The 14,312-nt window shown below is 75.4% G+C and carries 7 protein-coding genes; 1 reads left to right on the forward strand and 6 read right to left on the reverse strand.

The genetic code is table 11. From position 1 onward, the window contains the following. Window positions 1–33: 33 nt before the first annotated feature. The gene (locus OG202_RS00210) at window positions 34–1,266 is read left to right on the forward strand and encodes a prephenate dehydrogenase (RefSeq protein WP_328222109.1); all 1,233 of its coding nucleotides are present in this window, start codon (window positions 34–36) and stop codon (window positions 1,264–1,266) included. Between the two features lie 142 nt (window positions 1,267–1,408). Here OG202_RS00210 and OG202_RS00215 read toward each other — a convergent pair whose 3' ends face one another. From OG202_RS00215 to OG202_RS00240, 6 genes are read right to left on the reverse strand one after another with little or no spacing between them, the layout of a single operon-like run. After that, window positions 1,409–2,509, reverse strand: coding sequence for a methyltransferase (locus OG202_RS00215; protein ID WP_326585331.1), 1,101 nt, complete (start codon window positions 2,507–2,509; stop codon window positions 1,409–1,411). Window positions 2,510–2,536: 27 nt separating this feature from the next. Continuing rightward, complete coding sequence (locus OG202_RS00220; RefSeq protein WP_327726214.1) at window positions 2,537–2,728, reverse strand: MbtH family protein; 192 nt, start codon at window positions 2,726–2,728, stop codon at window positions 2,537–2,539. A 32-nt stretch (window positions 2,729–2,760) separates the two neighbouring features. Next, window positions 2,761–5,142 (reverse strand): M20/M25/M40 family metallo-hydrolase, encoded by a 2,382-nt coding sequence (locus tag OG202_RS00225; protein WP_327726215.1) that lies wholly within the window; start codon window positions 5,140–5,142, stop codon window positions 2,761–2,763. After that, window positions 5,139–6,488, reverse strand: a complete 1,350-nt coding sequence (locus OG202_RS00230) for a hypothetical protein (protein ID WP_328222110.1) — start codon at window positions 6,486–6,488, stop codon at window positions 5,139–5,141. The genes OG202_RS00225 and OG202_RS00230 overlap by 4 nt, the downstream gene beginning before the upstream one ends. Further along, complete coding sequence (locus OG202_RS00235; RefSeq protein WP_327726217.1) at window positions 6,485–10,885, reverse strand: non-ribosomal peptide synthetase family protein; 4,401 nt, start codon at window positions 10,883–10,885, stop codon at window positions 6,485–6,487. Before OG202_RS00235 ends, OG202_RS00230 begins: the two co-directional genes overlap by 4 nt. Then, window positions 10,882–14,244, reverse strand: a complete 3,363-nt coding sequence (locus OG202_RS00240; RefSeq protein ID WP_328222111.1) for a non-ribosomal peptide synthetase — start codon at window positions 14,242–14,244, stop codon at window positions 10,882–10,884. Before OG202_RS00240 ends, OG202_RS00235 begins: the two co-directional genes overlap by 4 nt. Window positions 14,245–14,312 lie beyond the last annotated feature (68 nt).

Here is a 14,312-nt window from a genome sequence, read left to right on the forward strand (position 1 = left end):
CCGGCCCCGGTCCCGAGACGGAGTCCTGCCAAGGTGATCGGAATCCCTGAGCCTGTCGAGTCCCTGCACACCGTCACCGTGATCGGTGCCGGCCTGATCGGCACCTCGATCGCGCTCGCGCTCAGCGGGCAGGGCGTCGCAGTGCATCTGCAGGATGTCCGCCGCGAGTCCCTGCGCATCGCCGAGGCCATGGGCGCGGGCACCGCCCGCGCCCCCGGCCGCCCGACGGATCTGGCCGTGCTCGCGGTGCCCCCGCACCAGGTGTACACCGCCGTCGCCGAGGCGCAGCGCCGCGGTATCGCCCGCCACTACACCGATGTGGCCAGCGTGAAGGCCGCTCTCGCGGGGGGCGGGGCGGATGTCGAGGCCTCCCTCTTCATCGGCGGGCACCCCATCGCGGGGCGTGAGCTGCACGGCCCCGGGGCCGCCCGCGAGGACCTCTTCCGCGGCAAGCCGTGGATCCTCACTCCGTCGGCGAGCACCTCGGCCCAGACCGCCCGGGCCGCCCTGCTGCTGGTCGAGCTGTGCGGCGGGCATGCCGTGACCATGGAGGCCGAGGCCCACGACCGTGCCATCGCCGTCACCTCGCATCTGCCGCACCTGGTCAGTGCCGTGACGGCCCGGATGCTGCGCTCCTGTGACAGCAAGACGCTCGGCCTGTGCGGGTCCGGTCTGCGTGACTTCACCCGGATCGCGGCCGGTGACGCGGAGCTGTGGACCGACATCCTCGGCTCCAACGCCTCGGCGGTCCTGGACGCCCTGGACATCCTCGTCGAGGATCTCGGTCTCGTCCGGCGCTCGCTGTCCGCGCTGGCCGGCCGTGCCCCCGACGGGCCGGCCGACGAGGGGGCCGCCTACCGCGAACTGCTGCGCCACCTGCTCGACCAGGGGCGCGCCGGGCAGGCGCTGATCCCCCAGAAGTACGGTGCGCAGGGCCGCTCCTACCAGGATGTGCGGGTGCCGCTGGCCGACCAGGAGGGTGAGCTGGCCCGGCTGCTCGCCGATGTGAGCCGGCGCGGGGTCAACGTGGAGGATCTGCGGATCGAGGAGTCCCCGGCCTCCCCGACGGGCATCGCCGTCCTGTCCGTGCAGGCGTCCGCCGCCGACCCGCTGGGCGACTGGCTGCGCGTGCGGCGCGGCTGGCCCGTACTGCGCGACCACCCGACGCCTCCCCCCGCCCCCGCCCCCGGCGCCTCCCCCGCCTCCCCTGGCGCCTCCCCTGCTCCCGGCGCCGAGAAGCCGGAGCCGGTGCGGACGGCTTCGTAGGCACGCCTTTCGGCCCGCAGCGCGGCGCCCCGGTCCACGCCCGGGGGCCGGCCCCCGCACACGAAGGGGCCCGGCCCCCGGGCGTTGGCGGTCCGGGGGCCGGGCGGTGCGCGGGCCCGGTGGTGTACCGGGGGCGCGGTGCTTACTTGGTGGCGATGATGACGCCGTGCGGAGTCCAGCCCGGGAACTCGATCCGCTCGAAGGCGGACTCGTCGAACCCGGCCTTGCGCAGGGACTCCTCGTAGGTCTTCCAGGGGTAGATCATGCCTCCCTCGGCCGGCAGCGCGGCGAAGTAGACGCTGTCCAGGGCGGCCACGACGGGGCCGTCCCCCTCGTCGTTGGACATGGAGTTGAAGATGATGACGCGGCCGCCCTCGGGCAGCGTCTCGTACGCCTTGCGCAGCAGCGCCGTGTTCTCCTCCGGGGTCCAGATGACCAGCTGGTGGGCGAACATGACGGTGTCGTAGCCGGTGGGGAACTCGTCGGCGTGCATGTCGCCCGGCTTGACGTCGATGCGGTCGCTGAGACCGGCCTCCTCGATCTTCTTCTCGGTGATCGGGGCGGTCGCCGCGATCTCCAGGATGGTCGCGGACAGGTGCGGGTTGGCCTGGGTGAGGGCGATGGAGTTCACCGCGTCGCCGCCGCCGCAGTCGAGCAGCCGGCGGCTGCCCGACAGGTCGAGTTTCTCCACCAGGTGCTGGTTGGCCAGCTCCGACCAGGACCGCATGTACTTGTAGAACACCGACTCCATGTGCGGGTTCTCGCTGAGGCGGTGGTACAGGTCGCGGCCGGTGCCGCGGACACGGCGCAGACCGACGTTGCTGTTGGTGCGCAGCGACTCCGTGAAGTCGAGCTGGCCCTCGTAGACGACGTACTGCTCGAAGGCGACGGTGTCCTTGAAGCGCTGCCAGTCGGGGGTCTTGACGAGGTCCGAGAGGACGGCCGCCACCTGGTAGCGGCCGTCCTGGACGGTGAGCGTGCCCAGGGAGGCGGCGCCGAGCAGGAGGATGTCGGTGGCCCGCTCGGCCAGGCCCAGCTCGGCACCGATCTCCTCGCCGGTCAGACCCGGCTTCGCCTCGAGGAGCTCGTACAGGTTCAGTTCACAGGCCGCGTTCAGGTACTGGAACGCGGCGTGGCCGAAGAGGATCCAGGCCAGGCCGTCCATGTCCAGCGGGGTCCTGCCGGTGGGCGGGCCGCCGGCGGCGGCCGTGAGCGGGGACAGGTCCGGGGCGTTCAGGGTCATGTGATCTCCTTGTCGGTTCCTGCGGTGTCAGGTGGCAGCCGTCGGTTCGGGCCAGACGGACGCGATGTTCTCGAGGCAGGCGTCGCGCGGCCCGCTGACACCGGTGGCGCGCCAACCCTCGGGGATCGCGCGCTCCTGCGGCCAAATCGAGTACTGTCCCTTGTCGTTGACGACCACCGCACATGCGACGGAGTCGTCTTCTCCCAGGAAAGTGGGCACCCTCTGCGTTCCTCTCGAGTCTGGGTCGACTGTCATTGCGGGTGAGTCCGGGCCGGTATCCGCACGGTGGCCGCCACCAGTGAGGCGTTGCCCCAGGTGTCGACGTGCAGGGCGGCTGCCGGGTGGTGCTCCCCGGGGCCGGTGCCGCCCGCCGGCAGGCCGGCGGGTTCCCGGGGCAGTCCGTCCACCCGGTCGAGCAGCCTCAACCGCACCGGAGCGGACGGAAGTTCGAGTTCGACCCGGATGCCCGAGTCGGGTACGCCGTGCAGCCACAGCTCCCAGCCGCCGTCCTGGGGGCCGGCCGGCGCGTGGGGTGACGGGGTGCGGGCGGTGGGTTCGCTCCACGGGCCGTCCTCGACGCGCCAGCGCCGTACCCCGGTGTCCAGGGCCGCGAGCGAGAGCTGGCGGGCGCCCCGCGGGGAGCGCAGCAGCAGCCGTACGCTGCGGCAGCCCGCCTCGCCGGGAGCCTCGCCCTCGATGTCCGCCCGTGGTGCGGGCAGGTCGACGGTCGGGGCCGGGGCGTGGTGGAAGGAGTAGTTCCAGCCGGGGAACAGCTCGGGCAGCGGGCCGTGTTCGGGGGTGTCCCCCAGGGCGGCCCGGGCGCGCGGGGTGGGGGTGGCGTCGCTGCTGAGCCACAGTGCCTCGCCGCGCTCGGGGAGGTGGAGATGGCTGAGGGTCTCGGGCGGCGGGGTGCCTTTGCCGCGGCGGGCCAGGCGCCGGGCGGCGACGCCGGCGGCGAGCAGCAGTCCGCCCGCGACGGCGGTGCGGCGCACCCGGGGGTCGAGTCCGGCCAGGGCGGGTGCCGCGAGTTCCCCGGCGAGCTGGACGGCGACGACACCGGTCCCGGCCAGGCGCGGGGTGAGCCCGTCGAAGAGCAGCCGGGTCAGCGGCAGGAGCAGCGCGGCGGCGGGCACGGCGGCCGCGGTGGCGCCGGCGGCGTGCCGCAGATCGGCGGCCCGGCCGGTGTCGTCGGCGGTCAGCAGCCACAGGCCGGTGCCGGCGCCGAGCCAGGGCCACAGGGTCAGATAGCTGCCGCCCGGAAGGGCGCCCGCCAGGGCGGCGGACGCGGCCGTCAGCGGCAGGGTGGCGGCCGCGGCCCGTGAAGCGGCGCGGGAGCGGTCGCCGCGCTGGGCGAGGGCCGCGGCCGAGGCGAGGCCGAGGACGGCCGCGTACACATCGCCCGAGCCGTGGAAGTCGCCGTGCCGGCGGAACTCGGGGGCGGCCCTGCCGAGCGCCGCGGTGAACGCCGTGCCGGCGGCGGCGCCCGCGAGGGCCTTGGCGGCGAGCAGGGCGCCGTCACCGGCGAGGCGGCGGCCGTCGAGGGTGCCGCGGCGCAGCGCGCTGCGCAGGCCGCCGGCCCAGACAAGTCCTGCGGTGGCGGTCAGCGCGGGCACCGCGGCTGCCGGGAGGCGGGCCAGGGTGCCGCGTTTGACGGGGAAGAACACCGCGTCGCCGCCGGTGAGTTCGGCGAGGTCGGCGTCGCCGAGGCGGCGGGCCAGTGCCAGGGCCAGGTCGCCGTGGTGCTGCAGGGCCCGGTGGTCGACGTGGTCGAGGTCGTCCAGGGGGCCGTGGTAGCGGGAGAAGCCGCCGATGTGGGCGAAGTTGAGGCCCGGCAGGCCGTGCTGCTTGGCGACGGAGAAGTCGGTGGCGTTGGTCATGCGCCGGTAGACGGCGTCGAACAGGGAGCTGGCGAAGACGGGGACGCCGGTGTGGGCGAGGTGTTCGAGGACGGGGCCGTTGCCCGGCCCGGCCTCGAACATCAGCACCGGGCCGCGGGTGCCGCGCGCCTCGAAGTTGAGGACGACGCCGACGGTGGCGGCGAGCGGGTGCTGGTCGAAGAAGGCCCGGCCGCCCAGGAGTCCGGCCTCCTCGCCGTCGGTGAAGACCACGAGCAGGTCGTTGAGGAGGGTGCGGCCGTCGGCGCGCAGTGCGCGCACCGCCTCCAGGAGGGCGGCGACCGGCACGCCCGCGTCGCTGGCGCCGGGGCCCTGCGGCACGGAGTCGTAGTGCGTCATGAGCAGGACGGACCTGCCGGGCACGGAGCCGGGCAGGCGGCCGATGACGTTGCGTACGCGGCCCGCGGCCAGGTACTCGGGGCCGTAGGGGGTACGGCCGACGGCGTGGCCGGCGACGGCGTCCTGGACCTCGGTCTCCAGGCCCAGTTCCTTGAGTTCGGCCAGGAGGTGGGCGCGTACCCGGTCGGCGGCCGGGGAGCCCGTCGGGTGCGGTTCCGACGCCACTTCGCGCAGGTGGCGCAGGGCGCGGGCGGCGGAGAAGTCGCGGTCGGGGGCGTCCTGGGCGCGGGGGCGCGGCGCGGTGAGGGCGGTGGCGGCCACCGCGGCGGCGGCGGTGGCGGCCGCGGCCGGGCCGAACCGGGTCAGGGCCCGCCGCAGGGCGTGGGTCGGGCGGCTCACGTGGGTTCCCCGTGCGCGGCGGGCGGGGCGGGCGGGGTGGACGCGGGAGCGCCGGTGCCGGAGTCGGCCGGGCACGCGTGAGGTGCTGCGGCGGCGTCCGGGGCGGTGGTGTGCGATGCGGCGTCCGGGTCGGCGGTGGCAGGGGCGGTGGTGTGCGATGCGGCGTCCGGGCCGGCGGTGTGCGATGCGGTGTTGGGGGCGGCAGGGGCGGTGGTGTGCGATGCGGCGTCCGGGCCGGCGGTGTGCGATGCGGTGTTGGGGGCGGTGGCGTCCGGGTCGGCCGGTGTCGGCAGGGCGCCGAGGCGGACGCGGCGCAGCTGGGAGAGGACGCCGACCGCGGAACGCGAGGAGCGCTGGGTGGCGAGCAGGCTGGGTGCCATGTCGCCGACGAAGTGCCCGCACACGCCGCGGTGCGCGTCGTAGGCCTCGCCGAGCACGTGCCGGAACTCGCCGAGCAGGCCCGGGCGCCGGGCCTCCAGCCACTGCCAGGCGGGGCCGCTGCGGCCCAGTTCCACGATGAGCGCCTCGTGGTCGCGCCAGTGCAGGCCGCTCATCTTCGGCGGGGCGACGGGCGGCATCAGGGTGGGCCGGATCTGCTCGTTGTACTGGTCGCGGTTGGCGCTGCCGGCGTAGGCGAGCGCGCCGTGGCAGCCGCGCATCAGTTCCACGGTGGCGGCGGCGGCCGCCGCGGCGGCGCCGGGGTCGGCGTGTTCGGCGCTGTTCTGCAGGACGCGGGCGGCGGTGGTGGCGGCCTGCGCGAACACCATGAACACGTGGTGTCCGCGCACCCAGCGGCGCAGCGCGTCCTGCGGTGCGGGGGCCGCGGGCGGTCCGGCGGCGGGCATCGCGCTCACCGCGGGGGCGCGGCCGGGGTCGGCGAGCCAGCCGAAGAGGGCGTCGAAGCCGCCGAGGAAGCGCTGCCAGGTCGGGGCGTCGAGGTCGCTGCCGTGGTCGGCGGCCACCTCCAGGATGCCGATGAGGGCGTGGACGCCGGCGTCGACGAGGAGTTCGGCGGCCGGGCCGCGGGTGCGGACGATGCCGAAGGCGAGGTCGTTGTCCCCGTTGGCCTCCGACTCCTCGGGGTCCTCGCCGACCGGTCCGGTGCCGGTGGGGGTCAGCTCGTCCCGGGCGGTGCGGGCGGCGGACAGGAGGCCGGCGAGGCTGTCCCGGGCGCCGGGCCCGGACAGCCGGCCGAGGACCTGTGCCGCCCGGCCGGCGGCGGCGTCGCGGATCCGCGGGCCGGTGGCGGGCAGTTCCTCGGGGCGGCCGAGCAGGAAGGGCACCGTGGCCACCTGGGCCACGTAGTCGGGCCGGCCTGAGGGCGCGGTGTGGTCGAGGTCGGTCATCGGGTCTCCCCTGCGGTCCAGGCGTCGGGCACGATGTCGGCGGGCGCGGGCATGAACCCGGTGCGGACCAGGTAGTCCAGGACGGCGTGCGCGTCGGCCTCGGTGGTCGGCGGGCAGTGCACGTCGCTGCCCTGGAGCATGCGCAGTGTCCGGGCGCATTCGAGGGCGGGCCGGACCTCGTGCAGGTACTTGGGGTCCAGGGCCCGGTGCGGCTCGGCCTCGGCGTCCTTGATCAGCGGTACCAGCGGGTACAGCAGGTGGCCCGGGCCGACGCCGAGGGCCCGCCGCCTGCCCTCCTCGAAGGGCACGGTGTCGAACTCGTAGCCGTAGCTTCTGATCCAGTCGCAGAAGGTGCGCAGCGGCACCGGTGCGGGGTTGAACAGGTGGTAGAAGCCGCCGAGGGCTTCGGGTTTGCCGGAGATGTGCACGATGGCCCGGGCGACGTGGTCGACGGGGATGACGTCGAAGATGCGGGGGTAGTCGGGCAGGATCCGCATCGGCAGGTAGCCGCGCAGGGCGACCAGCAGGTAGTCGATGGTCTGGGTGGCGCCGTTGCGGGTGTGGCCCAGGATGAGGCCGGGGCGGTAGACGCAGACGGGGATGCCGCGTTTGCGGGCCTCGTTGACGACTTTCTCGGCGACCCACTTGCTGCCGGTGTAGCCGGCCGGGACGCCGACCGCGGAGTTCAGCGGGGCGTCGGTCTCCAGGAACGGGCGGGGCATGTGGGTGGCGAGCAGGGTGTCGATGGTGGAGACGTGGTGGACGCTCTTCAGCCGGGTGGTGCAGGCCAGTTCGATGACCCGCTGGGTGCCGCCGACGTTGGCGGCCTTGAGCGCGGAGTAGGGGTAGACGAAGTTGACCAGGGCGCCGTTGTGGTAGATGACGTCGACGGTGGCCGCCAGGTCGTGCCACTGCCGCGGGGTCAGGCCGAGGCGTTCCTCGGCGAGGTCGCCGCTCACGCAGGTCACCCGGTGGAGCTGGTCGTCGATGTCGATCTCGTAGAGCGCGAAGCCGTCCCGGAGCCGCCGCATGGCGTGTTCGGCGTCGCGGGCCCGGCACAGCGTGACGACCTCGGCGTCCGTGCGGCGCAGGAGCTGCTCCAGGAGGTGGAGTCCGAGGTAGCCGGTGGCGCCGGTGAGGAAGACGCGCCGGGGGTTGTCCCAGTCGGCGCGGGGCAGCCCGTCGGGGGTGATGGACGCGTCCAGGGTGCCGTCGTTCTCCAGCGTCGCGGCGTGCTTGCGGCCGAGGACTCCCGCGATGCCCTCGCGCCGGTACACCTCGATGGTCTCGGCGACGCCGGCGGCGGTCGGGGTGCGGAAGAACTCGTGCAGCGGGATGTCCACGTCGTGCCGGTCGCCGAGCAGGGAGGCCAGCCGGGCGAGCATCAGTGAGGTGCCGCCGGCGTCGAAGAAGTCGGCGTGGAGGTCGACGGCGGCCACGCGCAGCACCTCGGCGAAGGCCTGGGCGACGGAGCGCTCCACGGCGTTGCGGGGCTCGGTGGTGCCCTGGGGTGTGCCGTGGCCCGGCTCGGGTGCGTCGGCGAGGAGTTCGGCGACGCGGCGGCGGTCGGCCTTGCCGTTGGGGGTGCGCGGCAGCTGGTCGACGACCAGGAACCGGTCGGGCACCAGATGGGCGGGCAGCTGCTGGGCGAGGGCCTCGCGGAGCCGCTCGGGCGTGGGACGGCCGTCCTGGCCGTCCTGGCCGGGCAGGACGACGGCGGCGGCCAGCCGGGCGTGCTCGGTGCCGGCGTCCAGGGCGGTGACGCAGGCGTCCAGGACGCCGGGTACGGCGGTGACGGCGCTCTCGACCTCGGACAGTTCGACGCGGTGGCCGCGGATCTTGACCTGGTCGTCGATGCGGCCGAGGAACTGGATGTTCCCGTCGGGCAGCCGGCGGCCCAGGTCGCCGGTGCGGTACAGGCGTCCTGCGGGGGTGTCGAAGGGGTCGGGCAGGAAGCGCCGGGCGGACAGCTCGGGCCGGTCGTGGTAGCCGGCCGCCAGGCCGGCGCCGGTGACGACGATCTCGCCGGGTATGTCGTCGGGTACGGGCCGCAGTTGGGCGTCGACGACGTGGACGCCGGTGTTGTCGACGGCGCGGCCGATCGGCAGCGGCATGGTGCGGGCGCCGGCGGGCACGGTGTAGGCGGTGGCGTCGATGGTGGCCTCGGTGGGCCCGTACAGGTTGACGACGTCCGCGGACCAGGTGGTGGAGATCCGCTCCAGGAGGGTGTCGGTGAGCGGCTCGGCGCCGGACAGGACGAGGCGGACGCGGGTGCAGGCTCCGGCGTCGCGGTGGTCGAGCAGCACGGTGAGCAGGGAGGGGACGCCGCCCAGGACGGTGACCTGCTCGTTGCGGAGGGTCTGCAGCATCGCGTTGGGGTCGGTCATCTGCTCCTGTGCGGCCAGGACGACGCACGCGCCGGCGGCCAGGGGCCAGAACACCGCCCAGATGGCGGGGTCGAAGCTGAAGCTGTGGTTGTGCAGGACCCGGTCGTCGGCGTTCAGCGGCCAGGTGCGCTGCCGCCAGCGCAGGTTGTTGACCACGCTGGAGTGGCGGACGAGGACGCCCTTGGGGCGGCCGGTGGATCCGGAGGTGTAGATCATGTAGGCGGGGGCGTGCGCCGGGACCCGTTCGGGTCTGGCGGGGCCCTGGGTGGGGGTGGCGGGCAGCCGGTCCAGGAGGAGGGTGGGCACGCCGGGGTCGGCGGATCCGGGCACCGAGCTGTCGCTCACCACGAGCGCGGGCCGGGCGTCGGCCAGGAGGTAGCGGACCCGTTCCTCGGGGTAGGCGGCGTCGACGGGTACGAACACGGCGCCCGCGGCGAGGACGGCGAGCAGGGTGGTGACGGTGGCGGGGGTGCGGTGCAGCCAGACGGCGACGCGGTCGCCGGGGCGCACGCCCCGGGCGGCCAGTTCGTCGGCGAGGCGGGTGGCGCCGGCCCACAGCTGGGCGTAGGTGAGGTGGGTGTCGCTCTGGCGCAGGGCGAGGGCGTCGGGGGTTTCGGCGGCGCGGTCGCGGACCAGGTCGACCAGGGAGTTGCCGCAGTCCTCGATGGGTGTTCCGCGTCCCGCCCGGACGGCGCGGGCGGCCGCGGCGTCGTCGTGCAGGACGACGGTGGCGGGGGTGAGCCGGGCGTCGCCGCCGGGCAGTACGGCGTCGAGGACGGCGGCGAACTGGGAGCCGAGGCCGCGTACGCGCTCTTCGGGGTGCAGGGCGCTGTCGTAGTCGATGCGCAGGTGCAGGGCGTCCTGGTCGGGGCGGAGGGTGAGTTCGAGGTCGTATTCGGTGCCGCCCGCGGCGCCCGGCACGGGGCGGGCCGCGCCGCGCCCGGCGCGGTGGGTGCGCACGACGGTCTGCAGATACGGGGTGCGGCTGAGGTCGCGGCGCGGTGGCGCGCTCTGCACGAGGTGGGCGAAGGGCACGTCGGCGGCGGGGGTGCGCAGTTGTGCGGCGACCTCGGTGAGGAGGTCGCCGAGCGGGCGGTCGGCGGCGTCGTCCACGCGGACCGGGCGCAGGGTGTCCAGCGGGCCGGCCACGGCGGCCAGTTCGGCGGGCCGGCCGGTGCGGACGCCGCACTGGGCGGCGCCCGTGGCCTGGTTGCGCAGGAGCACGGTGAGCCAGGCGGTGGCGGCGTGCGCGTCGAGGTCGTCGGTGTCCGCGGCGCGGGCGGCGAGGGCGGCGGGCAGCCGCAGTTCCACGCGGGCGTGGGCGTTCTGTTTGACCTCGGGGCGGGGTCCGTGGCCGGGGATGTCGGTGGCGGCGGGACGGGCGAGCTGCCCGGCCCAGGCGGTGAGCCGCTGTTTGAGGCCCTCGTCTGCCAGGGCGGTGCGCTGCGCGGCCAGGGCCGTGGAGAGGGCGTCGGGGGGTTCGGTGACGTCGGCGCCGAGGAGTTCGGCGGCGAGCAGGTCCAGGGAGGTGGCGTCGAGGGCGAGTCGGTGTCCGGCCAGGACGAGTTCGCTGTCCGTGCCGGCGGAGCGCAGCAGCAGGACGCGCAGGAGCGGGCCGTGGCCGAGCGGGAACTCCTCCTGGACCGTGTGGCGCACGAGTTCCTCGACGGCGGCCGGGTCCTGCCGGCTGATGTCGTCGACGGTGCGCATCAGGGGCTGGGCGAAGGGCAGCACCAGGCGGGCGGGGCGGCCGGCGACGTCGACGAAGACGCTGCGCAGCGTCTCGTGCCGGGACACCAGGGTGGCCAGGCGCAGCTGCAGTTCGGCGGGGTCGGTGGCGGCGGGGATGCGGTAGCGGGCGCTGACCACCGCCCAGGCGCCGTCGGCGATGCCGCCCAGCAGCCACAGCCGTTTCTGCTCCGCGGACAGCGGGGCGGCGGCGTCCGCGCCGCGCTCGGCCAGCACCTGCTGCAGGGTCTGGCCGAATGAGGGGGCGTCCTGCTTGCTCACTGCACAACCTCCTGGTGAACGGGGACTTGGCCGGGCACGGTGCGGCGGACGGCGGGGAAGTCCCAGTCGTCGGCGGGGGCCGGCTGCCCCGGGGACGCGGGCTCGGTGTGCTGTGTCGTTCGGCCGTGGGGGCCGTGGAGTGCGGTGTCGTCGCCGTGCAGCTGGCCCACGGTCCGGGCGAGCCGGGCGACGGTCGGTTCGATGAAGAACTCGGCCACGGGCACGCGGGTGCCGAGGTCGTCGTCGATGCGTTGCAGCAGCCGGGCGGCGAGCATGGAGTGGCCGCCCAGGCCGAAGAAGTCGTCGTGGATGCCGACTTCGGGCAGGCCCAGGAGTTCGCACCACAGCCGGGCGACGGCGCGTTCGGCGCCGGTGGAGGGTGCGACGCGCTCGTGGCCGCCGTCCAGGCGCCGTCCGCTGCCGGGCAGGGCACGCCGGTCGACCTTGCCGTTGGGGTTGAGCGGCACGGCGTCGAGCGCGTACAGCTCGGTGGGGAGATACGCGGCGGGCAGCACCTGGGCGAGGCGGCCGCGCAGGGCCGTCGCCGCGTCGGGGGCGTCGAGGGCGTCGCCGTCGGCGACGAGGAAGGCGGCGATGCGGGCGGCGCCGCGCGGATCGAGGACGGTGGCCGCGGCGTGGCGTATGCCGGGCAGGGCGTGCAGGGCGGCCTCGATCTCGCCGAGTTCGATGCGGTGGCCGCGCACCTTGACCTGGTCGTCGGCGCGGCCCACGAACTCGATCAGGCCGTCGGGGCGGACCCGCACCAGGTCGCCGGTGCGGTAGAGGCGTTCGCCGGTGCGGTCGGGGTCGGGCACGAAGCGGGCGGCGGTGCGCCGCGGGTCGCCGAGGTAGCCGGTGGCCACGCCGGGCCCGCCGATGAGGAGTTCACCGCAGACGCCGGCCGGGACGGGGCGCAGTGCGGCGTCCGCGACCAGGACGCGGGTGCCGGGCAGGGGGTGGCCGATGGTGACCGGCTCGCCGGGGCGCACGGTGGCGGCGCAGGACCAGATGGTCGTCTCGGTGGGCCCGTACAGGTTGTGGACGTCGGCCGGGGTGCGGGCCAGGGCGTCGGCCAGGTCGGGCGGCAGGGCCTCGCCCCCGGACAGCAGGGTGAAGCCCTGTCTGGGCTGCCAGCCGGCGGACAGGGCGAGCCGCCACACGGCGGGGGTGGCCTGGGCGACGGTGATGCCTGCGGCGCTGAGCCGGTCGGCGAGTTCGACGGCGCCGCGCTGGGCGGAGGCGGGGGCGACGACGACGGTGGCGCCGGTGACCAGGGGCCCGAGCAGTTCGAGCAGGGAGATGTCGAACGCGGTGGTGGTCAGGGCCAGCCACCGGTCGCCGGGGCCCAGTTCGATCCGGCCGGTGAGGGCGTGCAGGAAGGAGGTGAGGCTGGCGTGGCTGACGGCGACGCCCTTGGGGCGTCCCGTGGAGCCGGAGGTGAACATCAGGTAGGCGGTGTCGGGCGGGCGGGCACCGCCGGCGGGCAGCGGCGCGGACGCGACCGCTGCCCGGGCGGCGGCGGGTGAGGGCCGGGCGGGCGGACGGGCGGGGTCGGGGGCCAGGGCGGCGGCGGGCAGGGTGCGGGCCCGGTGGGCGTCGGGGACGGTCGCCGGGTCGGTGGCGACGACGACGGCGGGGGCGGCCTGGTCGAGGATCATCGCGCGCCGCGGCGGCGGGGCCGCCGGGTCGAGGGGCACGTACACCGCCCGGAGCCGCCAGCAGGCGAGCAGGGCCACGACGGTGTCGGCGTCCCGTTCGACGCAGACCGCGACGCGGTCGCCCGCGCCCGCTCCGGCCCGGTGCAGCCGGGCCGCGGCCGTTTCGACGCGGGCGAGCAGGGTGGTGTAGTCGAGGGCGCGGCGCTCGTCGCGGACCGCCTCGGCGTCGGGGTGCCGGCCGGCGATCTCGACGATGCGCGGCCACACCAGCGGCCAGGGCTGCTCCAGCGGTCCGCCGTCGATGCGGGCGGTGGTGTCGCCGCCGACGCCGGTGAGGTCGACCGCGGAGACGGGCACGTCCGCGTCGCGCAGCAGCTGGTTCAGCACGCGGTGGAGCTGGTCGGCGAACCGCTCGGCGGTGGAGTGCTCGAACAGCGCGGTGGCGTACTCCAGGAATCCCTCGAAGGCCCCGGAGCGGTCCTCGAAGAGGAACAGCGACAGATCGACGCGGGCGCTGCCGCAGTCGGCGTCGGTGACGTCGACGTGGAGTCCGGGCAGGTCCCAGCTGCGCCGCACGTCCTGCTGGAGGCCGAACAGCACCTGGAAGAGGGGGTTGCGTTCGGGCATGCGCGGCGGCGCGAGCAGGTCGACGAGTTCACCGAAGGGCAGGTCGGCGTGGTCGAGGACGCCGGTGAGCGTGGTGTAGAGCGTGCGGCTGAGGTCGCCGAGGGTCGGGTCGGTGCGCAGGTCGGCGCGCAGGGGGCAGGTGTTGGCGAGGTATCCGACGGTGCCGGACAGGTCGGGGTGGCCGCGTCCGGCGACGGGCAGGCCGACGAGCAGGTCGTCGCAGCCGCTGGTGCGGGACAGGACGACGACGTACGCGGTGAGCAGTGCGGTGAAGGGGGTGACCCCGTGGGCGGCGGACCAGTCGCGCAGCCGGTCGGCGTAGGCGGGTGCCAGGCGTACGGGGACGCGGGCGCCGGCGTGGGACTGCAGGGCGGGGCGGCGGCGGTCGGTGGGCAGTTCGAGGATGTGGGGGGCGCCGGTGAGGGTGTCGGTCCAGTGGTCGCGGGCCCGCCGGCGGCGCGCGGCCCACTGGGGGTCGGGGGTGCCGTCGTCGTCGGGGGCGCCGCTGTTCCAGACGACGTAGTCGGCGAACTGCAGGGGTTCGGTGTCCGGGTCGAGGCCGCCCTGGGTGTAGGCCTGCAGCAGGTCGCGCAGGACGATCTGCAGGGAGAGCCCGTCGCACACGGCGTGGTGGACGGTCAGCAGCAGCACGTGGTGGTCGTCGGCCAGGCGGGCGAGGAGGCAGCGCAGCAGGGGCGGCTGGGCGAGGTTCCAGGGGCGGCGGGTCTCCTGGCCGAGCAGCCGGTCGAGTTCGCGGCGCCGGCACTCGTCGTCGTCTGCGGCGGTGTCGGTCAGGTCGACCAGGGGCAGGCCGGCGGTGATGCCGGGCACGACGACCTGGGTGAGCCGGCCGTCGACCTGGCGCAGTGCGGTGCGCAGTGCTTCGTGGCGTTCCATGACGCGGTTGAGGGCGGCCTGCAGGGTGGTGTGTTCCAGGGCGCCTTTGAGGTCCAGCCGCAGGGCCAGTGTGTAGGCCCGGCTCGCCGTGGCGTTCATCCGGTCCAGGAACCACAGCCGCTCCTGGCCCGGGGAGGCGGGAAAGAGGTGCGCGTCTGGCGGTATCCGGTCTTTCACTGGGGCTCCAAGGCGTCGCAGCCGAATCGGGGCGGGCGGGCGGTGTCGGGCGGGCGGCGGGAGGCGGC

This window comes from Streptomyces sp. NBC_00310 (assembly GCF_036208085.1).
GTDB lineage: Bacteria > Actinomycetota > Actinomycetes > Streptomycetales > Streptomycetaceae > Streptomyces.

Bases quoted from the DNA above. Each gene is read 5' to 3' on its own strand.
- OG202_RS00215 (WP_326585331.1), bottom strand. From the start codon at position 2,509: ATGACCCTGAACGCCCCGGACCTGTCCCCGCTCACGGCCGCCGCCGGC.
- OG202_RS00230 (WP_328222110.1), bottom strand. From the start codon at position 6,488: ATGACCGACCTCGACCACACCGCGCCCTCAGGCCGGCCCGACTACGTG.